This window comes from Microbacterium sp. Kw_RZR3, from assembly GCF_029222405.1.
In the GTDB taxonomy this organism is placed as follows: domain Bacteria; phylum Actinomycetota; class Actinomycetes; order Actinomycetales; family Microbacteriaceae; genus Microbacterium.
On record NZ_JARHXC010000021.1, the window covers coordinates 1 to 20,540 of the forward strand.

20 protein-coding genes are annotated in these 20,540 nt (G+C 69.7%); 13 read left to right on the top strand and 7 right to left on the bottom strand.

Features of this window, described 5'->3' with window-relative positions:
- A partial coding sequence (locus tag P2P98_RS00675; protein ID WP_275796217.1) for an ABC transporter ATP-binding protein occupies positions 1-743 on the bottom strand: 743 nt, incomplete at its 3' end.
- Between the two features lie 118 nt (positions 744-861).
- Positions 862-1,797: an AbaSI family restriction endonuclease gene (locus P2P98_RS00680; RefSeq protein ID WP_275796219.1), complete on the bottom strand. Its 936-nt coding sequence runs from the start codon at positions 1,795-1,797 to the stop codon at positions 862-864.
- Between the two features lie 173 nt (positions 1,798-1,970).
- Here P2P98_RS00680 and P2P98_RS00685 point away from each other — a divergent pair, with 173 nt between their 5' ends.
- On the top strand, positions 1,971-2,912 hold the full coding sequence (locus P2P98_RS00685; RefSeq protein ID WP_275796221.1) for an alpha-L-glutamate ligase: 942 nt from the start codon (positions 1,971-1,973) through the stop codon (positions 2,910-2,912).
- Positions 2,905-4,218: an aminotransferase class I/II-fold pyridoxal phosphate-dependent enzyme gene (locus tag P2P98_RS00690; RefSeq protein ID WP_275796223.1), complete on the top strand. Its 1,314-nt coding sequence runs from the start codon at positions 2,905-2,907 to the stop codon at positions 4,216-4,218. The genes P2P98_RS00685 and P2P98_RS00690 overlap by 8 nt, the downstream gene beginning before the upstream one ends.
- Before the next feature lie 293 nt (positions 4,219-4,511).
- Here P2P98_RS00690 and P2P98_RS00695 read toward each other — a convergent pair whose 3' ends face one another.
- A complete protein-coding gene (locus P2P98_RS00695) occupies positions 4,512-5,573 on the bottom strand; it encodes an LLM class flavin-dependent oxidoreductase (protein WP_275796225.1) in 1,062 nt (353 codons plus the stop codon).
- Between the two features lie 125 nt (positions 5,574-5,698).
- Here P2P98_RS00695 and sfnG point away from each other — a divergent pair, with 125 nt between their 5' ends.
- The 3 genes from sfnG (at position 5,699) to P2P98_RS00710 (ending at position 8,916) form a co-directional block, all read left to right on the top strand.
- Positions 5,699-6,832: a dimethylsulfone monooxygenase SfnG gene (gene sfnG / locus P2P98_RS00700; protein WP_275796227.1), complete on the top strand. Its 1,134-nt coding sequence runs from the start codon at positions 5,699-5,701 to the stop codon at positions 6,830-6,832.
- Positions 6,833-6,873: 41 nt separating this feature from the next.
- Complete coding sequence (locus P2P98_RS00705) at positions 6,874-7,719, top strand: aminoglycoside phosphotransferase family protein (RefSeq protein WP_275796229.1); 846 nt, start codon at positions 6,874-6,876, stop codon at positions 7,717-7,719.
- Positions 7,720-7,875: 156 nt separating this feature from the next.
- On the top strand, positions 7,876-8,916 hold the full coding sequence (locus tag P2P98_RS00710) for a putative FMN-dependent luciferase-like monooxygenase (protein ID WP_275796231.1): 1,041 nt from the start codon (positions 7,876-7,878) through the stop codon (positions 8,914-8,916).
- A 145-nt stretch (positions 8,917-9,061) separates the two neighbouring features.
- Here the strand turns inward: P2P98_RS00710 and P2P98_RS00715 are convergent, their stop codons facing one another.
- Complete coding sequence (locus tag P2P98_RS00715; RefSeq protein ID WP_275796233.1) at positions 9,062-9,967, bottom strand: LysR family transcriptional regulator; 906 nt, start codon at positions 9,965-9,967, stop codon at positions 9,062-9,064.
- Positions 9,968-10,071: 104 nt separating this feature from the next.
- Between P2P98_RS00715 and P2P98_RS00720 the strand changes: the two genes are divergently transcribed.
- Together P2P98_RS00720 and P2P98_RS00725 are read left to right on the top strand one after the other, a co-directional pair.
- Positions 10,072-11,445, top strand: coding sequence for an MFS transporter (locus P2P98_RS00720; protein WP_275796235.1), 1,374 nt, complete (start codon positions 10,072-10,074; stop codon positions 11,443-11,445).
- Entirely contained in the window at positions 11,442-12,191 is a 750-nt protein-coding gene (locus P2P98_RS00725; RefSeq protein ID WP_275796237.1) for a 3-hydroxybutyrate dehydrogenase, read from the top strand. The genes P2P98_RS00720 and P2P98_RS00725 overlap by 4 nt, the downstream gene beginning before the upstream one ends.
- A 138-nt stretch (positions 12,192-12,329) precedes the next feature.
- Here P2P98_RS00725 and P2P98_RS00730 read toward each other — a convergent pair whose 3' ends face one another.
- Both P2P98_RS00730 and P2P98_RS00735 read right to left on the bottom strand, forming a co-directional pair.
- Positions 12,330-13,439 carry a hypothetical protein gene (locus P2P98_RS00730; protein ID WP_345799684.1) on the bottom strand — a complete coding sequence of 370 codons (1,110 nt, stop codon included), beginning with the start codon at positions 13,437-13,439 and terminating at the stop codon, positions 12,330-12,332.
- Between the two features lie 78 nt (positions 13,440-13,517).
- Positions 13,518-14,801: a hypothetical protein gene (locus tag P2P98_RS00735; RefSeq protein ID WP_275796241.1), complete on the bottom strand. Its 1,284-nt coding sequence runs from the start codon at positions 14,799-14,801 to the stop codon at positions 13,518-13,520.
- 189 nt (positions 14,802-14,990) lie between these two features.
- Between P2P98_RS00735 and rpsF the strand changes: the two genes are divergently transcribed.
- From rpsF to P2P98_RS00765, 6 genes are all read left to right on the top strand, one after another.
- Positions 14,991-15,383, top strand: coding sequence for a 30S ribosomal protein S6 (gene rpsF / locus P2P98_RS00740; protein WP_013584644.1), 393 nt, complete (start codon positions 14,991-14,993; stop codon positions 15,381-15,383).
- 5 nt (positions 15,384-15,388) lie between these two features.
- A complete protein-coding gene (locus tag P2P98_RS00745; RefSeq protein WP_058597357.1) occupies positions 15,389-15,898 on the top strand; it encodes a single-stranded DNA-binding protein in 510 nt (169 codons plus the stop codon).
- A 104-nt stretch (positions 15,899-16,002) separates the two neighbouring features.
- Complete coding sequence (gene rpsR / locus P2P98_RS00750) at positions 16,003-16,257, top strand: 30S ribosomal protein S18 (RefSeq protein ID WP_013584646.1); 255 nt, start codon at positions 16,003-16,005, stop codon at positions 16,255-16,257.
- A gap of 10 nt (positions 16,258-16,267) precedes the next feature.
- On the top strand, positions 16,268-16,720 hold the full coding sequence (rplI, locus tag P2P98_RS00755; RefSeq protein ID WP_275796252.1) for a 50S ribosomal protein L9: 453 nt from the start codon (positions 16,268-16,270) through the stop codon (positions 16,718-16,720).
- Positions 16,721-16,964: 244 nt separating this feature from the next.
- Positions 16,965-18,275 carry an amidohydrolase family protein gene (locus tag P2P98_RS00760; protein WP_275796254.1) on the top strand — a complete coding sequence of 437 codons (1,311 nt, stop codon included), beginning with the start codon at positions 16,965-16,967 and terminating at the stop codon, positions 18,273-18,275.
- Entirely contained in the window at positions 18,272-18,730 is a 459-nt protein-coding gene (locus P2P98_RS00765; RefSeq protein WP_275796256.1) for a cupin domain-containing protein, read from the top strand. Before P2P98_RS00760 ends, P2P98_RS00765 begins: the two co-directional genes overlap by 4 nt.
- Positions 18,731-18,841: 111 nt before the next feature.
- Here the strand turns inward: P2P98_RS00765 and P2P98_RS00770 are convergent.
- Positions 18,842-20,540: chaplin family protein (locus P2P98_RS00770; RefSeq protein WP_275796258.1), on the bottom strand; the 1,699-nt coding region annotated here is incomplete at its 5' end.

Here is a 20,540-nt window from a genome sequence, read left to right on the forward strand (position 1 = left end):
ACGCCGGGGAGGGCCGCGAGGGCGGTGATGTCGGCATCCGGAAGCGTCGCGTGCACCATGCGCCCCGACACGAGGTTCTTGATCTCGGAGGTGGGGCCGTCGGCGACGATCTCGCCGCCGCGCATGAGCACGATGCGGTCGGCGTACTCGTCGGCCTCGTCGAGGTAGTGCGTGGCGAACATCACCGTGCGTCCGCGGGCGGCATCCGCGCGGATCGCGTTCCAGAACGAGCGGCGCGCCTCGACGTCCATGCCGGTGGTCGGTTCGTCGAGGATGAGCAGGGCCGGGTCGCTCACGAGCGCCATCGCGAAGCGGAGACGCTGCTGCTCGCCGCCGGAGCAGAGGCCGACGCGTCGGCTCGCCAGATTCCGGATGCCGGCCCGCTCGAGCGCTTCGTCGACGGGACGCTTCTCGGCGAACAGGCTCGCCGTCAGCTCGACGGTCTCGCGAACGGTGAGGTCTTTCAGCAGCCCACCCGTCTGGAGGACCGCGGACACGAGACCCCGGGCGATCGCGCCGCGCGGGCTGTGCCCGAAGACGCTGATCGAGCCGGAGTCGGGGGTGCTCAGGCCGAGGATCATGTCGATCGTCGTGGTCTTGCCCGCGCCGTTCGGCCCGAGGAACGCCACGATCTCGCCCGGCTTGATCGAGAGGTCTATGCCGCGGACGGCATGAACGGAACCGAAGCTCTTGACGACGCCCCGCGCGTCGATCGCGGCGGGAGTGGGGGTGGAGGAGGTCATGTCTTCATGCTGGCCGTCAGGCGGCCGAACGACCTCAGACTCTCGTCACGATGTGGGGGTGACGTTCGTCATGGGTGGATCCGTCCTCCGGTCAGAGTGCCGGCGGGTGCGAGGTCCGTCATTCGCGGGTGATCTCGAAGCCGCCCGCGCCGTCGACGGTGATCCGCTCACCGTTACGGCGGAAGTCGGCGCTGTGGCCGTCCTGGCCGATGTGCTCGAACGCCCCGACGAAGCGGTAGTAGATCCGCCCGAACTCGTCGCGGTAATGCGCGAAGACGAGGCGGGTCTCACCCGACCCGCTGCCGGCGGGAAGCGGCTCGGGGTCGCTTCCCGCGGTCGCGTCGACCGCGAGACGCTGCACGATGCGCTGGCCGTCGTCGAGCAGAGCGTTGTCCCACTCCTTGTTCGGGTAGAGCTTCGGGAACCAGACCTGCACGCTCTCCGTCAGCCGCAGCATGCCCGAGCGGTGCGCGGCGAGATCCTTGCCGAACAGGCGAGCGACATCGACGTGGCGACGAAAGCGGGCGTCGTCCTGGATGCCGACTCCCCCGCACTCGATCCACTCGGCGGGGTCGTAGGTACGGCCGAACCGGAACGGCACGAAGGTGCCCTTCTTGATCTGCTTGCGCTTGCGCTTGCGCAACGTACCGATCAATTTATCGATGCGGTCCCGCGCGTCGTCGAGGGTGTGGATGTCCTGCATCTTCCACCGCCAGAACTCGACGTTCGCGGTGTCGATGACATGCCGCTCCCGAAGGCGGTCCTGCTCGACCTGGTCGACGTGCTGCAGCTCGTCGATCTCCACGGCCAGCCGGAACTGCGGGAAGTACAGGTCGAGCAGCGCGCGCTTCCCCTCCTCGCGCGCGGGGACGGCCTGCTGGGTGACCCACTCGATCTCGGGGTCGTCCAGACCGTGCACGATGCGGGTGATCGCCCACAGCTCGTACTGTTTGTGCACGATCTTCCGAAGGCGCAGGGCCTGCCATTCGAGTTCGGCGTCGATCGGCGTTCGCGGGGGCTTGGCATCCATCGGTTCTCTTTCCTGCGTGGTCACGGCTCGACCTCGGGTGGGTCTTTTCATCCAAAGGGATGCCACGGAGCCGGCGTGGTCGCGCGGTGTTCGGGGTTGTTCGGATTCGACGGGCGCCCCGTGCATCCGGGGGACGGCGATGACGCACGGTGACGCGCGACGGCCGCGATGTCGGGGCCCCGGTCTAGCCTGGCGGCATGTCGGGCAAGGTGTACGTGATCCATGACAACCCCTCGTGGTTGCCGCCGTTCCGCGCGGCCTTCGACGCCCAGGGGGTGCCGCTCGAGGAGTGGCTGCTGACGGAGGGGGCCATCGACCTCTCGTCCGAGCCGCCGGAGGGCGTGTTCTGGTCGCGACTGAGCGCCTCGGCGCACACCCGCGATCGCGCGAACAGCAAGGACTACGGTCGGGCGGTGCTGCGGTGGCTCTCGGCATGGGGTCGTACCGTCATCAACGGTGCCGACGTCCTCGAACTCGAGGTGAGCAAGGTCGCGCAGCACGTGGCCCTTCAGCACGCGGGCATCGAGGTCGCCCGCACCGTCGCCGTCCTCGGCACCGACGGGATCGTCGAGCGGGCTGCGGAGTTCGGGGCCCCCTTCATCAGCAAGCACAACCAGGGCGGCAAGGGCCTCGGCGTGCGGCGGTGGGACTCCGTCGAAGAGTTCGCGGCGTGGGTCGAGAGCCCCGAGTTCGAGCCGTCACCCGACGGAATCACGCTGCTGCAAGAGCTGCTCGTCGCCCAAGCGCCGTTCATCACCCGCGCAGAGTTCGTCGCCGGCTCGCTCGTCTACGCGGTGCGGGTCGACACCAGCGCGGGCAGCTTCGAGCTGTGCCCGGCCGAGGCCTGCGCGATCCCCGGAGCCGACGGCGTCGAGCCCGCGCCGATGTTCCGTCGCCGCGACGACGTGGATCCCGAGCTCGTCGACCGATACCTCGCGTTCCTCGCCGCCGAGGGCATCGGCATCGCCGGAATCGAGTTCATCGAGACGCGCGACGGACGCACGGTCACCTACGACGTCAACACGAACACCAACTACAACCCCGACGTCGAGGCGACCGCGCCGCGGTCGGGACCGCGTGAGATCGCGCGGTGGCTCGGTTCGCTTCTGCCGCAAGAAGTGGTCGGAGCTCGTGGCTGAGGCATCACCGCCCCACGTCGAATGGGACGGCTTCGGCTTCCAGACGCGCCAGGTGCACGCCGGCGAGGTCGAAGACCTCACGCACGGCTCCCGCATCACCCCGGTTCACTTGTCGGCGGCGTATCGCTTCGCATCCTTCCAGGAGGCGACGGATCGGTTCGCCGGTGCCGATCTCGGACACCTCTATTCCCGCAACCTCAACCCCACGAACCAGGTGGCCGAGCGGCGCCTGGCCTCTCTCGAGGGTGGCAGCGGAGCGATCGTCGTCGGCTCGGGGCAGGCGGCGATCACGACCGCCCTGCTGGCGCTGGCGGGCACCGGCGAACACATCGTCTCGACCGCGAGCATCTACAGCGGCACGCGCGTGCTCTTCGATCGCACGTTCGCGCGCATGGGCGTCACCGTCGAGTACGTCTGGAACCCCGACGACGAGGCGGAGTGGGACAGCCTCATCCGCCCTGAGACGAAGGCGATCTTCACCGAGACGCTGCCCAACCCCAAGAACGACGTCGTCGACATCGCCGCCGTCGCCCGCATCGCGAAGCGCCACGGCATCCCTCTGATCGTCGACAACACCATCGCGACACCGTTCCTCATCCGCCCGATCGAGCACGGCGCCGACATCGTGGTGCACTCGGCCACGAAGTTCCTCTCGGGACACGGGGCCAACCTCGCCGGGGCGGTGGTCGACGGCGGAACGTTCGACTGGGTGGCATCCGATCGCTCGTATCCCGCCATCACCGCGACGCCGATCGCCGAGCACACGTCGTATGTCGAGGCTTTCGGCCCGCGCGCCTTCGAGTTCTCGCTGCGGTTCGGGATCGCGAACGACACGGGGCCCGCGCTGTCTCCGCTCAACGGCTTCCTCTTGCAGCAGGGCATGGAGACGCTCTCAGTGCGCATGCGGCAGCATCTCGCCTCCGCCCGCACGATCGCCGAGTGGCTCGAGCACCAGCCCGCCGTCGAGAGCGTCGACTACGCGGGACTCCCGTCGCACCCGCAGCACGCTCTCGCCGTGCGCGATTACGGCGGGCTGTCGGGCTCGGTGTTCTCCTTCACCGTGCGCGGGGGACGACCGGCGGCCGAACGGTTCTTCGACGCGCTCAGGTTGTTCAGCCGCATGACGAACATCGGCGACACCCGCTCGATGGCGCTGCATCCGGCGACCACGACGCACCTCGGCTTCACGCAAGAGACGCGCGACCGCCTCGGTATCGGCGACGGGCTCATCCGCCTGTCGATCGGACTCGAGGATGCCGAAGACCTGATCGCCGACCTCGATCAGGCGCTGCCCGCGGCGGGATAGCCGGGACCCTGAGGTTATCGAAGCGTCCGGGGGCGGTGGCTTCGACAGGCTCAGCCACCTCGTGGGGCTCAGCCACCTCGCGGGGCTCGGCCACCCCGCGTGGACGTTCGGGAGGACCCTGAGCTTGTCGAAGGGTCCGGGCGTGCGTGGGTGCGGCGGCTTCGACAGGCTCGGCCACTTCGTGGGGCTCGGCCACTTCGTGGGGCTCGGCCACTTCGTGGGGCTCGGCCACCTCGCGCGGACGTTCGGGAGGACCCTGAGCTTGTCGAAGGGTCCGGGCGTGCATGGGGGCGTCAGGCGTCGCGCTGCGCCTCCAGGCGGCGCACGCGCGGAATCACCTCGGCCGCGAAGCGCTGCATCTCGGGCAGGTGCGGCGAGAACTGCAGAAGCAGCGTCGAGACCCCGACGTTCGCGAACTCCACGATGCGTTCGGCGACCTGGTCGGGCGTTCCGACAAGGTTCGGACGCAGGCCGCGGTTCGACACCGAGTACTCCTTGAGGTCGACCTGGGTGTCGAGCTTCGACTTGCTCACGAAGTCCTGGTACGAGCCGTACGCCGCTCCCCCGCGGACGTCGGTGATCCGCTCGATCTCCGCCTGCGCTTCTTCCTCGGTGTCGCGCACGATCGCGTACGCGGCCATCCCGAACGCCTCGAAGGGGGTCGCACCGGCCTCGGACCGGCGCCGGCGCATGTCCGCGACCTTCGCCGACAGCTCTTCGAGCGTCCCGCCGTGGGTGAGGTACGCGTCGGCGAAGCGGGTGATCGCGGTGCGACCGGCCTCGCTCTCACCACCGGCGTACAGGCGCGGCTGCACCCGGGGCTTCGGCTCGGTGTACGTGCCCTCGGTGCGGTAGTACTCGCCCTCGTAGGCGAAGGGGGTCTCGTTCCAGAGTCCGCGCAGCACCTCGACCCACTCGATCGTCCGGGCGTACCTGTCGTCGTGGGCGCTGAACAGTCCCGCGTACTGCTTGGCCTCTTCGGCCCACCAGGCGGAGACGACGTTGAGGGTGAACCGTCCGCCGCTGATCTCGTCGATCGTGGCGGCCTGCTTGGCGGTGTGGAATGGATTGTGGAAGCCGGGGCGTACGGCGGTCATCAGCTCGAGCCTCGACGTCACCGCGGCAAGCCCGGCGGTGACGGCCCAGGCATCGAGCGAGGGAGCTTCGACGCCCTTGATGTCGTTGAGGTTGAGCTCGGGGATGAGCGTCAGGTCGAAGCCGTCCTCTTCCGCGGCGCGAGCGATCTCGGCGATGTGGGCGAACGAGACGGGGGTCTGCTCGTCGTCGACGTTGCGCAGCCATCCGCCGAAGATGGGGGTCCAGTAGCCGAAGCGCACGCGCTGGGGGGAGGTCATGGCATCCATCCTGACCCGGCTCGATGTCGTGTGTCGTCATGCGAAGACACGGGCCGTCACACACCGTTGACCGCCGTCGAGGTCGGTGCGACGGTAGCCGGGTTCCGATCCTCGAGGAGAACCCCATGACCGACATCGCCCCCACGCACGAGCCCCTCAAGTTCGCCTACTGGGTTCCCAACGTCAGCGGCGGCCTGGTGATCAGCTCGATCGAGCAGCGCACCGACTGGGGCTACGACTACAACGTGAAGCTCGCGCAGACGGCGGAGCGCGTCGGCTTCGAGTACGCGCTGAGCCAGGTTCGATACGCCTCGAGCTACGGTGCCGCACAGCAGCACGAGTCCACCTCGATCAGCCTGGCGCTGCTGCTGAACACCGAGAAACTCAAGGTCATCTCGGCCATCCACCCCGGGATCTGGCATCCGGCCGTCCTGGCGAAGTTCATCAACACCGCTGATCAGTTCTCGCACGGGCGTGCCGCCGTGAACGTCGTGAGCGGCTGGTTCAAGGACGAATACACCGACCTGGGTCTCGAGTGGCTCGAGCACGACGAGCGCTATGAGCGCGCCGCCGAGTTCATCCAGGTGCTGCGCGGACTCTGGACGCAGGAGAAGTTCTCGTTCCACGGCAAGTACTACGACATCACCGACTTCACGCTGCGTCCGTTCCCGTACGAGGTGCCGGGGCGTGCGCACCCCGACATCTTCCAGGGCGGCAATTCGACGGCGGCGCGCTTCAACGGCGGCGCCTTCTCGGACTGGTACTTCTCCAACGGCAAGGACTTCGACGGCTTCACCGAGCAGTACGACGACGTCACGCGGATCGCGGCCGAACACGGGCGTCGCACGCGCTTCGGTCTCAACGGTTTCGTCATCCAGCGAGACAGCCGGGCGGAGGCGGAGCAGCAGCTTCGCGAGATCATCGCTCACGCGGACGACGGCGCGGTCGAGGGCTTCCGCAAGAGCGTGCAAGAGGCCGGAGCATCGACGAAGGACGGCAAGGGCATGTGGGCCGACTCCTCCCTCGACGACCTCGTGCAGTACAACGACGGCTTCCGCACGCAGCTGTTCGGTGACGCGCAGCAGATCGCCGAACGGATCATCGAGTACAAGAAGCGCGGCGTCGACCTGTTCCTGCTCGGCTTCCTCCACTTCCAGGAGGAGCTCGAGCGTTTCGGTGAGACGGTCATCCCGATCGTGCGCGAGCTCGAGGCGGATCTCGCGCGCACCGGCGACCCGATCGAGGTCGCCGCGCGCTGAGGGGCGGACGGATGCCGTGACCCGGCCCGTAGGCTCGGCGCATGGTCGAGACGCGGTACGTCACCCCCGACCGCTCCCGCACCGAGGCTCTCGTCGCCGCCGCTCTCCGGGCTGCCGGGCAGCCCGTGGCTCCCGCGGAGTGGCAGTGGGTCGAGCACGGATCAGCCAATCTCGTCGTCCTCGCCGGTGCCGTCGCCGTCCGGGTCGGTCGTACCGTCACGGCCGCCGCGGAGTCGCTCCGCGCGCAAGCCCTCGTCGACACACTCCCCCACCTGCCGTTCGCGGTCCCGGTCGGGCTCGCCGACCCGATGTGGGACGAGGAGATCGTCGCCGTCGCGCAGCGTCGGCTGGACGGCATCCCCCATCCGAGCGGACACGGGGACGGCGACGAGCTGCGGGTCCTGCTCGACGCCTTGGCCGAGGTGCCCATCGACACGTGCGAACGGCACCTCGCGACGCCGCACGCATTCATGGGCGGCGCGCACTGGCATCCGGTGATCGTCGAACAGGCGATCCCGTTGCTCGCTCCCGGGGTCCGGGATGCCGCGCTCCGAGCGGCCGACGCGCTTGCGGAGCTCGATCCGGTGCCTCCCGCTCTCGTCCACGGCGATCTCGCCGGCTCGAACGTGCTCTGGGGTGCGGGCGCGGTGATGGGCGTCATCGACTGGGACCTCGCCAGTGCGGGGGATCCGGCGGTCGATGTCGCGGCCCTCGCCGTCTGGCACGGGTGGGACGTCATCGAGCGCGTGTGTCCTCCCGAGGCCGTGCGGCGGGCACGGGTCGTCGCGGCGACGCATCCGCTGCAGGTGATCGGCTTCTCGATCGTGAACGAGCGCCCGGAGGACGAACTCCTCCGCGCTGCGGCGTGGGCGAGTGCCCGCATGTGACACGTACATGTTCATCTGGCGCGAGCGGCCGTGGTACGTCAGATCGCGGATACCGTATCGGTGCCGCACTGCGCACGACGGGGCGACGCGCGCCACCCGCGCGCGGACATTCCCGGAACGGCATACATACATAACGGCGGAAACGGAGGCGACGCGATGAGCGGCGCACGACTCGGAATCTTCACCCGACTTCTGGATGCCGGAACCGACGGCGAGCGGTACCACCGAGCGCTCGCGCAGGTCCGCGCTGCCGAGCAGCACGGCTTCGCCTCGCTCTGGGTGGCGCAGCACCACTTCGACCGCGACGAGGGCGGTCTGCCCTCGCCCTTCCCGTTCCTCGCAGCGGCCGCGGTGCAGACCGAGCGCATCGCGCTGGGCACCGGGATCGTGACACTTCCCATCGACGACCCGATCCGCGTGGCCGAGGACGCCGCGGTCGTGAATGCGCTGAGCGGTGGACGCGTGCAACTCGGCATCGGCACCGGGGGAACGCCGTCGTCGTTCGCCGCGTTCCGACGTTCGTCCGACGACCGCCGCGCGATCCAGGCCGAGCACGTCGAGGTGCTGCGCGACGCGTTCGGCGGGCGCGGCATCCGGGGCACGTCCTCGGTGCTCAATCCCCCGGCTCCCGACCTCGCCGTCCGACTGTGGCAGGCGACGTTCTCCGTCGAGGGCGGCCGGCGCGCGGGGCTCGACGGTGACGGGCTGCTGCTCTCGCGCACCCAGCCGAAGGATCCCGGTCAGACGCTGCACGACGTGCAGCTCCCGATCGTCGAGGCCTACCTCGAGGCGCTGCCGTCGGGTGTCGCGCCGCGCATCCTGGCGTCGCGCACGGCCGTCGTGGTGGATGCCGCCGATCTCGACGCCGCGTGGGAGGCGGCCGACCCGGGTCTCCGGCGTCTCGCGCGGACCTTCCTCAAGCGGGACGGCGCGGGCGACCTGCGCGACGTCGCGCGGATCACCGACACGCATCTCGGCACGGTCGACGAGGTCGTGGCCTCTCTCGGAGCCGACCTCACCCTCGGGCGGGCGACCGACGTTGCGTTTCAGGTGCACTCCGTCGATCCCGCGCACGAGATCACGCTGCGCTCGATCGAGCTCCTCGCGACCGAGGTCGCGCCGCGCCTCGGTCTCCGCACCGGGGCCGAAGCGGCCGTGGAACTGCGGAACCTCACCGCCCAGACCACGCCCGCGTGATCCCCCTTCGCTCCCGGCACTCCTCCGGCGCCTCCCCGCTGTTGCGTGTCCAAGACACGCCGTAACCGGCGCGCGCATAACGGCGTGTTTTGGACACTCAACGGGCGCGGGCGGGCGGGGACAGGGGCGCGGGTGCGCGCCCGGGTCAGCGCGGAACCCCCGCGAGCATCGCCGCCGCCCGCGCCGTCTCGTCGCGCAGCGCGTCGGCCAGGGCGACCACGGCGGGGATCCGCATGGAGTCCGCGCGCACGATCATCCAGTACGGCAGGCGCTCGCTCACCTCGTCGGCGAGCAGGCGTTCGAGGTCGTCGTGCCGGTCGGCGGTGAAGCACGGCAGCATGCCGATCCCGGCACCCGCACGGGTCGCCTCGACCTGCACGAGCACGTTCGTTGAGCTCACGCCGTCGCGCATGTGCGGCACGACCCGGCGCGGCAGATCGAGGGCTTCGACCTGCAGCATCGAGTCGACGAAGTACACGAGCCGGTGCTGCTCGAGGTCCTCCACGCGAGCGGGTCGTCCGGCCCGCGCGAGGTAGGTAGACGACCCGTAGAGCCCGAGCGTGTACCGCCCCAGCTCGACCGCGTGCCCGCGTGACGACTGCGGCTCCCCCACGACGACCTCGAGATCGAGACCCGGGTGGAGGGCAGCCCGTCGTTGGGCCGTGACGATCTCGACGGAGAGATCCGGATGCCGCTGACGCAGCGCCGCAACCGCGGGAGCCGCGATGTAGGCGCTGAAGCCATCGGTCGCCGACATGCGCACGACGCCGGACACGGGGTCGGGTTCGACTCCTCCGCCGGCCAGGTGCGACATCGCCGCCTCGATGCGGCCCGCGGTCTCGACGGCGTGCTGACCGAGGGCCGTCAGCTCCCACCCGCGGCCGGACGCCGACACGACCCGGCCGCCGAGGGCGTCCTCGAGGGCGGAGATCCGCCGGGCGACGGTCGTGTGGTCGACGCCGCGAAGCTGTGCCGCGGCCGTGTAGCGGCCGGTGCGGGCGACCGCGAGCAGCATCAAGAGGTCGTCGGCGCGCACGGAATCGGCATCCATGTGTGCAATTCTGCACAGCTGGGACGCGTGACTGGGCATTGCCGCTCACGATCCCGCGCCGCAGACTGAACCGCGGATGTCACCGTCGACACCGAAGGAGCAGCATGGAATCCCCCGCCACCAGCCGCCGCAGTGCAGCCCCCACCACTCCGATCCGCCGGGTCGTCGCCGCCTCGATGGCCGGCACGGTCGTCGAGTGGTACGAGTTCTTCCTCTACGCCACTGCCGCGAGCCTCGTCTTCGGCACGTTCTTCTTCCCGTCGTCGGGCTCTCCGCTCGACGGGATCATCGCGGCCTTCGTCACCTACGCGGTCGGCTTCGTCGCCCGCCCGCTCGGCGGCATCGTGTTCGGCCAGATCGGCGACCGTTTCGGTCGCAAGCCGACGCTGCAGGCGACGATCATCATCGTCGGTGCCGCGACCTTCCTGATGGGATGCCTTCCCGGCTTCGCGAGCGTCGGATACTGGGCGCCCGCGATGCTCGTGGCCCTCCGCTTCATCCAGGGCTTCGCCGTCGGCGGAGAGTGGGGCGGCGCCGTGCTCCTCGTCGCGGAGCAGAGCCCCGACAGGCAGCGCGCCTTCTGGTCGAGCTGGCCGCAGGCGGCGGTTCCCATCGGCAACCTGCTTGCGACCATGGTGCTGCTCGTCACGTCGTTCGTGCTGAGCCCCGCGGCCTTCCTCGACTGGGGCTGGCGTATCGCGTTCTGGCTCTCGGCAGTGATCGTGCTGGTCGGCTTCTACATCCGCACGCACGTCGAAGAGGCACCGATCTTCCTCGAGGCGAAGGCGCAGGTCGAGAAAGAGAAGGCGATGTCGTTCGGGGTCGTCGAGGTGCTCCGCCGCTACCCGAAGGGTGTCGCGCAGGCGATGGGTGTCCGCTTCGCGGAGAACATCGTCTACTACATCGTCGTGAGCTTCTCGATCGTGTACCTGAAGGTCGTGCACTCCTACGACACGAGCCAGCTCCTGCTCGCGCTGCTCATCGCGCACGTCATCCACTTCGCCGTGATCCCGCCCCTCGGTCGCCTCGCCGACCGCGTCGGACGGCGCCCTGTTTACCTCGCCGGCGCGATCCTCAGCGCGACCTGGGCGTTCTTCGCCTTCCCGATGTTCGACACGCTCAACCCCGTGCTCATCGTCGCCGCCGTGACGATCGGTCTCGTGTTCCACGCCGGGATGTACGCACCGCAGCCCGCGGTCATGGCGGAGCTCTTCCCGACGCGCATGCGCTATTCCGGCGTCTCGCTCGGCGCCCAGGTCACCGCGATCCTCGCCGGCTCCCTCGCGCCGATCCTCGCGACGCAGTGGCTGCGCGACTTCGGCTCATGGCTGCCGATCGCGATGTACATCGTCGTGGCGTGCGTCATCACCGCCCTCACCGTGCTGTCGTTGAAGGAGACCCGCGGCATCTCGCTGCACGCCATCGACGCGGCGGACGCGGCGCGGTCGGGCCGCGCAGCGACGAAGGAGACGGCATGAGCATCGACCTCACCGGGCGCAGGGCGCTGGTCACCGGGGGAGCGAGCGGCATCGGCGAGGCCGTCGCGAGGAGATTCGCGGATGCCGGAGCCCAGGTCACCGTGGCCGACGTCAACCGCGAGGCCGCCGAACGTGTGGCGGGGGAGATCGGCGGTCGTGCCTGGGCGGTCGACCTCTCCGACACGGCCGCGCTCCGCGAGCTCAGCCTCGACGTCGACATCCTCGTCAACAACGCCGGCATCCAGCACGTGAGCCCGATCGAGCAGTTCGACCCCGAACGGTTCGCGTTCATGCTGCGGCTGATGCTCGAGGCCCCGTTCCTCCTCATCCGTGCGGCGCTGCCGGCCATGTACGAGCGCGGCTTCGGGCGGGTGCTAAACATGTCGAGCGTGCACGGTATACGCGCATCGGCATACAAGTCGGCGTACGTCACGGCGAAGCACGGCCTGGAGGGTCTGTCCAAGACCACGGCGCTCGAGGGTGGGCCGCGCGGTGTCACGAGCGTGTGCATCGATCCCGGGTACGTCCGATCACCTCTCGTCGAGAAACAAATCGCTGATCAGGCCAAAGCGCACGGTATCCCGGAGAGCGAGGTGCTGGAGAAAGTGCTCCTTCAGGATGCCGCGATCAAGCGACTCGTGGAGCCCGACGAGGTGGCATCCCTCGCTCTCTGGCTCGCGGGTCCCGACGCCGGAATGGTCACGGGCGCGAGCTACACGATGGACGGCGGCTGGTCCGCGCACTGACCGCGCTCGCCGCCCCCTGCGCCGCCCGCGGCCCCTTGTTGAGTGTCCAAAACACGCCGTAACTCCCGGGCGCCTTACGGCGTGTCTTGGACACTCAACGGGAGGCGCAGCGCGGTGGGTGCGTGGGGGCGACGCCGGTCAGCGGAGGAACACGTCCGAGACGATGCTCACGATCCAGTACCCGACGACGATCACGCCGATGGCGACCGTCAGCCACGAGACGCTGCGCTTGAGGCGGCGACCTTGCGGGGCGACGCCCGCGGGCGGGGGAGTGAGCAGGGGCGCGGCGGTCCCGACCGCGGTGGGGCCCGCCGCCGCCGCGGATGCCTGCAGCCGCTCGTCGCGCCACCGTGCCCACTGCGCGACCTTCTCCTCGATCGCCGCCACCGTCGTGAAGAGCCATTCCCACGTCCGCGGGTCGAGGGTCGACAGGTCGCGCCGCGCGTAGAGGAACAGCCAGTCGTCGACGATCTCGACATCGAGGGCGGCGGCGTTGTCGATGAAGCGCGCCATGACGTCGGGAGTGAAGAGGTAGAGCGCGTCGCGCTCATATCCTTCGGGGCAGTACAGCGCGAAGTAGGTGTCGAAGTCGCCCTCGAGTCCGAGGCGCTGCTCGCGAGTGAACGTGATGGGCAGGTTCGACGCCCCGAACAGACCGTTGTTGCCGACGGCATCCAGAACGATATGGGGGAGAGGGGTGTCGAGTCGGAGGGCGACGTACGCCCACTTGTGCGTCGTCTCGCTCTTGCCGGAGCCGGTCTTGTACGCGTAGTTTGCCACCTCGATGAACCGCGGACGGTATCCGCTCACGACGTCGCTCGCCTCGCGCGAGTGGCCCTGGTCGAAGATCATGCCGGGCAGGGGCGGGTCGTCGACGTCTCCCCGCCACTCGAGCCCGTTGGCGCGGGCGAAGCGGTCGAGTCGGTATCGCCGCTCGGCCCGTCCGCGGAACGCGCGCACGATCACCACCACGATTACCGCGATGACCGCGGCGAGGAACAGCACGAAGAAGATCGACACCGGGCTGATCGTGTTCGTGCCGGACGCGATGGTCGAGACCAGGGCGAGCAGCGCCGGGACCGTGAAGAGCACGATGGCCCCGCCGATGATCGCCAGGACGGCACCCGAAAGCCACCTCGTGCGCAACGCTCCGCTCCGCCGCAGCTCGGCCGTGAAGGCGCGCACCTCGGCGCGGTCGACGGCCGCGGTCAGGGCCGTCGGGTCGAACGGGGGAGTTCCGGATGCCACGGGCACACCTTCCTCAGAGGGTCTCGTCGTGCGCGGCCCAGGTTACCCAGCCGCGCTCACCCGGCGCCGTACCGCCCGTCAGCGCAGGAACAGCACCGGGAGCAGAAGCGTCCCCCCGATCAGGACGAAACCCAGCGCCAGCACGCCGCCGATGATCCCGAGCGCCAGCCAGGGGACGCCCCGGCGCAGGCGTCGACCCGGGGGAGCGACCCCGGGCGGTGCCGACAGCGGCAGCGGCGCGACAGGGGCGGGAGCGGATGCCACGCCTTCCGGCATCCCTCCTCCGGGGGCCACGAAGCCCGGTCCCGCCGTGCCCGGCGCTCCGCTGACCGGTGCCCCCGCGCCCGGCGCGCCCGCGCCCGCCGCCGCCAGCCCTGCCGCAGCGACCCCCGGCGCAGGGCTCGCCGCCGCCCCCGGACCCCACGGCACGCCCGGATCGGTGGCCGGCAGCAGTCGGTCGTCGCGCCAGCGCTCCCACTGCGCGAGCTTGTCGAGCAGGGCCGAGAGCAGCGAGAACGTCCAGGCCCAGCGCCCGGGGTCGAGGGTCGACATGTCGTCCGAGGAGTACAGGAACAGCCAGTCGTCGACGATCTCGACGTCGAACACGGCGGCATTGTCGATGAAGCGCGCCATCACGTCGGGGGTGAAGAGGTAGAGCGCGTCGCGCTCGTACCCCTGCGGGCAGTACAGCCGGAAGTACCGGTCGAAGTCGCCCTCGAGGCTGAGGTGCTGGGCGCGGCCGAACGTGCCGAGTGAGATGTTGTTGCCCGAGGCATCCAGGACGATGTGGGGGAGCGGCACGTTGAGCTTGATCGCGATGTACCCCCACCGCACGGTCGTCTGGTTCTTCCCGTTGCTCACCGTGTATCGGTAGTTGCCGACCTCGACGAACCTCGGTTCCCGTCCGCGCAGCACGTCGATGGCGGTCCGCCCGCTCCCACGCTGGAAGATCGAGCCCGGCAGCGGGGGCTCGCTGATCGACGGCACGTACTCCATGCTCACGGCCTGCGCGAAGCGCGCGAGCCGCCAGCGGCGCTCCTGCGCGATGCGGTCGCCGCGCAGCCCGAAGAAGAACGCCCCGACGATCACCCCGATGCACAGCAGCACCGGAAGACCGAACAGGATGCCGATGAAGATCGCACCCTCTTTCAGCACCGACGCGAAGACGATGAGGAAGAACAGCCCGACGAGGGCGAATCCGCCGATGAAGACGAGCATCACGATGTAGACGACGATCGCGGCGACCTTGCCGCCCTCGTTGATGCGACCCTCTCGGCGCAGCCGGGTCGTGAACGCTTTCGCTGCGGCGGTGTCGACGGGGTCCACCAGCGCGCGTGCGTCGAACGGTCGAGTTCCCGGCATCCGTCCCCCCACGGTCGTGACTCACATCCACGTTACCCAGGACGATTCCGCCGAGCGAGGTGGCATCCGTTAGACTATGAAGGTTGTCTGGCGACGCCCATGCGCGTATAAGCCCACGACGACGTGCAACACACCCTCCTGCTGCCGGGAAATGCCCGTCAGCCGTTCTAGTCCGAAGGAGGTGGGTTAGTGACGCACCAGTACGAACTCATGGTCATCTTCGATCCCGAGGTCGACGAGCGCCAGGTCGCTCCGAAGCTCGACGGATTCCTCAAGGTCATCACGGCCGATGGAGGAACCATCGACAAGGTCGACATCTGGGGCCGCCGTCGTCTCGCCTACGAGATCCGCAAGAAGAACGAGGGCATCTACGCCGTCGTCAACTTCGTTGCGACCAGCGAGGCCACGAACGAGCTCGACCGTCAGCTGAAGCTGAACGAGCAGATCATGCGCACCAAGGTCCTCCGTGCCGAAGAAGCGATCGCCCAGGTCGCCGCCGAAGCCAAGCGCTCCGAAGAGAAGGCTGCCCGCAAGGCTGCCGCTCCCCGCAAGGTCGAGTCCGCCGAGAAGGCTGCGAAGTAACGACGATGGCCGGCGAAACCGTCATCACCGTTGTGGGCAACCTCACGGCCGACCCCGAGCTGCGCTACACGCAGAACGGTCTTCCGGTCGCGAACTTCACCATCGCGTCGACTCCCCGCACGTTCGACCGTCAGGCGAACGAGTGGAAAGACGGCGAGGCGCTGTTCCTGCGTGCCTCGGTGTGGCGCGAATTCGCCGAGCACGTCGCCGGTTCGCTGACGAAGGGCAGCCGTGTCATCGCGACCGGTCGCCTCAAGCAGCGTTCGTACCAGGACCGCGAGGGCAACAACCGCACCTCCATCGAACTCGAAGTCGATGAGATCGGCCCCTCGCTCCGCTACGCGACCGCGCAGGTCACCCGTGCCGCTTCCGGCGGCGGCGGTGGCGGCGGTCAGCGCCCGCAGGTGCAGCAGTCCAACGACGAGCCGTGGTCGACCCCCGGCTCGAACAGCGGCAACAGCGGCGCCGACGCGTGGAGCACTCCTGGTTCCTACGGAGACGACACCCCGTTCTGATCTTCGCCGCGCTCTCGCGAGCACGACGACCCCCTGAAATTCCGGATGCCACACCCCGGTCCGCGTGACCGGCTCGGCATCCGAACCACACGAAAGAAGGAAGCATGGCTGGAAAGGCCACTGGCGACCGCCGCAAGCCGCGGAAGGGCGCGAAGAACGCAGCCCCCGCGAAGGCGATCCGCGTCGGCGTCATCGACTACAAGGACGTCGCAACCCTCCGCAAGTTCATCTCGGAGCGCGGGAAGATCCGCGCCCGTCGTATCACCGGTGTCTCCGTGCAGGAGCAGCGCCTGATCGCCCGCGCTATCAAGAACGCGCGCGAGATGGCTCTCCTGCCCTACGCCGGCGCCGGCCGCTAAGGAGCACCCGATGGCAAAGCTGATTCTCACGAATGAGGTCACCGGGCTCGGTAGCGCCGGTGACGTTGTCGAGGTCAAGAACGGGTACGCCCGCAACTACCTCATCCCGCAGGGCTTCGCCGTGGCTTGGAGCCGCGGTGGCGAGAAGCAGGTCGCGTCGATCCGCGCCGCTCGCGAGGCCCGCGCGATCCACGCGCACGAAGACGCCGTGGCCCTGAAGAACACGCTCGAGTCGAACACCGTCAAGCTCGCCGTCAAGGCCGGCAACGAGGGTCGCCTCTTCGGTTCGGTCAAGCCCGCCGATGTCGCCGACGCCGTCAAGGCCGCCGGTCTCGGTGAGCTCGACAAGCGCAAGATCCAGATCACCTCTTCGATCAAGTCGGTTGGCGAGCACGAGGCGACCGTTCGCCTGCGTGACGACGTCACCGCCGTGATCACCCTCCAGGTGGTCGCCGCGAAGTAATTCGCGACGCACGATTCGGCCCCGCTCCTGCTTCGGCAGGGCGGGGCCTTTTCGTGTCCCCGGCGTGCGGGGGTTGGGGTGCGAGGTTTGGGGCGCGGTTTGCCGTTCGGGGCGGGGTATTCCGCGCCCCAAACGGACGAATGCGCCCCAAACCGTGTGGTGGGGGAGGTCCCTGAGCCTGTCGAAGGGTCCGGGCGAGCAGCGCGACACATGCCCGTCACACCCCGACCCTAGGCTGAACGCTGTGCAAGAGCGTGCCGGTCGAGTCGTCGTGTACTCGGCATCCCTCGTTCTGCCGATCACCGCTCCGCCCATCCGCGGTGGGGCGATCGCCGTGGCGGCGGGGCGGATCCGGCACGTGGGGGAGCGCGAGTGGGTCGTGCACGAGCTGCGGACCCGCGGCGTCGCCTTCGACGAGGTGCACTGGTCGGGAGTCCTCACCCCCGGCCTCGTCAACGCGCACGCGCACCTGCAGTACACGGGCATGGCCGAGGTGGGCCGCGGCACGTACGACGGCTTCGACGACTGGACGCGGGCGTTCCAGGTCGTCTACGAGACCCCGCACGACTGGGGAGCGGATGCCAGGGCCGGAGCGAACGCGATGATCGCCGCCGGCACCACCGCCGTCGCCGATGTCGTCACCGACGTCGAGGCCGCCTCTGCACTGCACGACGCTCGTCTGCACGGCATCACCTACTGGGAGGTGATGAGCTGGACCAACGACGCGTGGGCAGAACGAGGCCGCGCGGAGGTCGAGGCGCGCCTCGACGCGCTGCCCTCGCCGCCCGGAACCGGTCTCTCGCCGCACGCGCCGTACTCGCTCGACGTCGAGCCGCTGCTGGAGATCCCCGACATCGTGCGCGAGCGGGGGAGTCGCCTCCATATCCACCTCGGCGAGGCCGCGTTCGAGCGGGAACACGGGGAGGCGGCACCGTGGCGCGAGCGGCGTCCCGCGAGCTTCCAGGCGCTGCGCGAGCAGGGATTCGGCACCGGGGCGACGGAGTTCGTCGACGAGCTCGGTGTGCTCGGACCCGATTGCCACATCGCGCACGGTGTCTACATGACCGCGCGCGACCGCGCGACGCTCCGCGCCCGCGGGACCACCGTGGCCCTGTGCCCGCGGTCCAACGCCGTCATCGGCCTCGACGAGCCGCCGGTCGCCGCGTATCTCATCGAGGGCAATGCGCTGGCCGTGGGCACCGACTCGCTGTCGTCGTCGCCGTCGCTGGATCTTCTCGCCGACGTCGCGGCGCTGCACCGGCTCGCGCGGGCGCAGGGCTACACCGGTCGCGACCTGTCGGAGCTGCTATTGCGCGCGGCGACCCTGGGCGGGGCGCACGCGATGGGCCTCGACACGGGTCCCGCGCGCACGGGGTATCTGGCGGTGGGGGCGGTGGCGGACCTGGCGTTCTTCGACATCCCGGTGTCGGACGTGGATGCCACGATCGAACACCTCGTTGTGGCCGGGTCTGCGACCGCGGCCGCGACGTTCATCGACGGCGAGGCGCGTTTCGCCTCGCCCGCCTTCACCCGTGAGACAGGAGTGCGCGCATGACCGACCGTGGTGAGACCGCTGGCGTGGGGGACGACCGCCCGCAGACGGCGCGGCTGCTCGATCTCGAGCCGCACCCGGAGGGCGGGTGGTTCCGTCGCATGTGGACGGGGTCGTACGCCGTCGACACCCCCGCGGGGGAGCGACCCGCGGCGACCTGCATTCATTACCTGTTGCAGCCCGATGAGCGCAGTGCGTGGCACGTCGTCACGAGCGACGAGGTGTGGCTGTGGCACGGCCCCGGTGCGCTCGAGCTGTCGCTCGGCGGGTCGGGCACCGAGCCGGGCGAGGCGCAGACGATCACGCTGGGTCCCGACCTCGCCGCCGGTCACGTGCTGCAGCACACCGTTCCGGCGGGGGTGTGGCAGGCGGCCCGGCCCTCGGGTGACGCCGAGGTCGTGGTGAGCTGCCTCGTGTCGCCGGGGTTCAGCTTCGACGACTGGCGCCTGGCCGACTGACAACGTCGGCGCGCTGCCGAACACCGGGTTCCGAGCGCGCCACGACACCGGATGCCGCGACAGCGCGTCGGCATCCGGTGTCTCGCGCCGAGGGTCAGTGCCCTCCGCGACTCACGAGAGCGAGCGGCGGCGGCGCAGCAGCACGCCTCCCATCAGCAGCGCGAGCAGGCCGGCGATTCCGAGTCCGAGGGCCGTGGAGCCGTCGGTCCCGGTGACCGCGAGCGTCCTCGCAGCGTTCGTCGTGAGCGGCGTCACCGAGCTCGTCGAAGCGACCGAGCCGACGACGGGGGTGCCGCCAGTGGTGGTGTGACCGCCGGGGGTTTCCGGGGTTCCGGGGGTTCCCGGGGTGCCGGGTGTGCCGGGGGTGCCGGGGGTGCCGGGGGTGCCGGGGGTGCCGGGTGTTCCGGGGGTGCCGGGGGTGCCGGGTGTGCCGGGGGTGCCGGGGGTGCCGGGGGTGCCGGGTGTTCCGGGGGTGCCGGGTGTTCCCGGGGTGCCAGGCGTGCCGCCGGTGTGCGAGCCCTCGGTGGTGCTGTCGCCGATGACCGATACCGCGTTGCCACCGATCGTGACGGGCAGCTGGATCGGGATGACGGCCTGGTTGCCGCCGCCGATGCTGCCGGTGCCGTCGGTGACGATCCCACCGATCAGACCGCCGTCGCCGGCCCCACCTGTGGTGGTCGCGCCCGTGGAGGTGCTGTCACCGATGCCCGAAACGGCGTTGCCGCCGATGGTGACGGGTACGGCGATCGGGATGATGGCCTGGTTGCCGCCGAGGAGGCTGTCCGTGCCGTCGGTTTCGACGTCGCCGGTGGAGCCGGTGTTGCCGCCGGTGGTGGTGGCGTCCTCGCTGTGGCTGTCACCGATGCCCGAAACGGCGTTGCCGCCGATGGTGACGGGTACGGCGATCGGGATGATGGCCTGGTTGCCGCCGCCGATGCTGTCCGTGCCGTCGGTTTCGAAGTCGCCGGTGGAGCCGGTGGAGCCGGTGTTGCCGGTGGTGCCGCCGGTGGTGTCGGCGTCCTCGCTGTGGCTGTCGCCGATGCCCGAAACGGCGTTGCCGCCGATGGTGACGGGCACCGCGATCGGGATGATGGCCTGGTTGCCGCCGCCGATGCTGTCCGTGCCGTCGGTTTCGACGTCGCCGGTAGAGCCGGTGTTGCCGGTGGTGCCGCCGGTGGTGTCGGCGTCCTCGCTGTGGCTGTCGCCGATCACCGAGACCGCGTTGCCGCCCACGGTGACCGGCACCTCGACCGGTGCGACGGCCTGGTTGCCACCCGCGACGCTGTCGGTGCCGTCCGTGGTCACGGCGTCGGTCTTTCCCGGCACCTCGTCGGTGGGGACCGGTGCGACGTGCAGCGGGGGCTGCTCGGGGGCCGTCTCCGGCGCGGAAGCGGGCTCGGCAGGCACCGAGGTGTCGGCGTCCTCGCTGTGACTGTCACCGACCACCGAGACGGCGTTTCCGCCGACGGTGACGGGCACCTCGACCGAGATGATCCCCTGGTTGCCCGAGGCCACCCCGTCGCTGCCGTCGGTGCTGGTCACCGGGGCGGCATCCGGAGCGGGCACCGAGGTGTCGGCATCCTCGCTGTGGCTGTCGCCGATCACCGAGACGGCGTTTCCGCCGATGGTGACAGGCAGGTCGACCGACACGGCGGCCTGGTCGCCCGAGAGCAGACCGTCCGCTCCCGAGGTCTCCGCGGCGTTGGCGATGCCGCATCCGAGGACGGCCAGGCCGCCCCCGACGAGCGCGCCCAGCAGGGCACGCGAGTAGAACTTGCGCATGAGTGTTTCTCCTGTGTGTGAATGAGGG

What these genes read in the sequence shown, in the direction of transcription:
- P2P98_RS00685 (WP_275796221.1), top strand. Translation starts at nt 1,971, where the DNA reads ATGTCGGGCAAGGTGTACGTGATCCATGACAACCCCTCGTGGTTGCCG.
- sfnG (WP_275796227.1), top strand. Translation starts at nt 5,699, where the DNA reads ATGACCGACATCGCCCCCACGCACGAGCCCCTCAAGTTCGCCTACTGG.
- P2P98_RS00720 (WP_275796235.1), top strand. Translation starts at nt 10,072, where the DNA reads ATGGAATCCCCCGCCACCAGCCGCCGCAGTGCAGCCCCCACCACTCCG.
- P2P98_RS00745 (WP_058597357.1), top strand. Translation starts at nt 15,389, where the DNA reads ATGGCCGGCGAAACCGTCATCACCGTTGTGGGCAACCTCACGGCCGAC.
- P2P98_RS00710 (WP_275796231.1), top strand. Translation starts at nt 7,876, where the DNA reads ATGAGCGGCGCACGACTCGGAATCTTCACCCGACTTCTGGATGCCGGA.
- P2P98_RS00765 (WP_275796256.1), top strand. Translation starts at nt 18,272, where the DNA reads ATGACCGACCGTGGTGAGACCGCTGGCGTGGGGGACGACCGCCCGCAG.
- rpsR (WP_013584646.1), top strand. Translation starts at nt 16,003, where the DNA reads ATGGCTGGAAAGGCCACTGGCGACCGCCGCAAGCCGCGGAAGGGCGCG.
- P2P98_RS00695 (WP_275796225.1), bottom strand. Translation starts at nt 5,573, where the DNA reads ATGACCTCCCCCCAGCGCGTGCGCTTCGGCTACTGGACCCCCATCTTC.
- P2P98_RS00735 (WP_275796241.1), bottom strand. Translation starts at nt 14,801, where the DNA reads ATGCCGGGAACTCGACCGTTCGACGCACGCGCGCTGGTGGACCCCGTC.
- P2P98_RS00705 (WP_275796229.1), top strand. Translation starts at nt 6,874, where the DNA reads ATGGTCGAGACGCGGTACGTCACCCCCGACCGCTCCCGCACCGAGGCT.
- P2P98_RS00715 (WP_275796233.1), bottom strand. Translation starts at nt 9,967, where the DNA reads ATGGATGCCGATTCCGTGCGCGCCGACGACCTCTTGATGCTGCTCGCG.
- rplI (WP_275796252.1), top strand. Translation starts at nt 16,268, where the DNA reads ATGGCAAAGCTGATTCTCACGAATGAGGTCACCGGGCTCGGTAGCGCC.
- P2P98_RS00725 (WP_275796237.1), top strand. Translation starts at nt 11,442, where the DNA reads ATGAGCATCGACCTCACCGGGCGCAGGGCGCTGGTCACCGGGGGAGCG.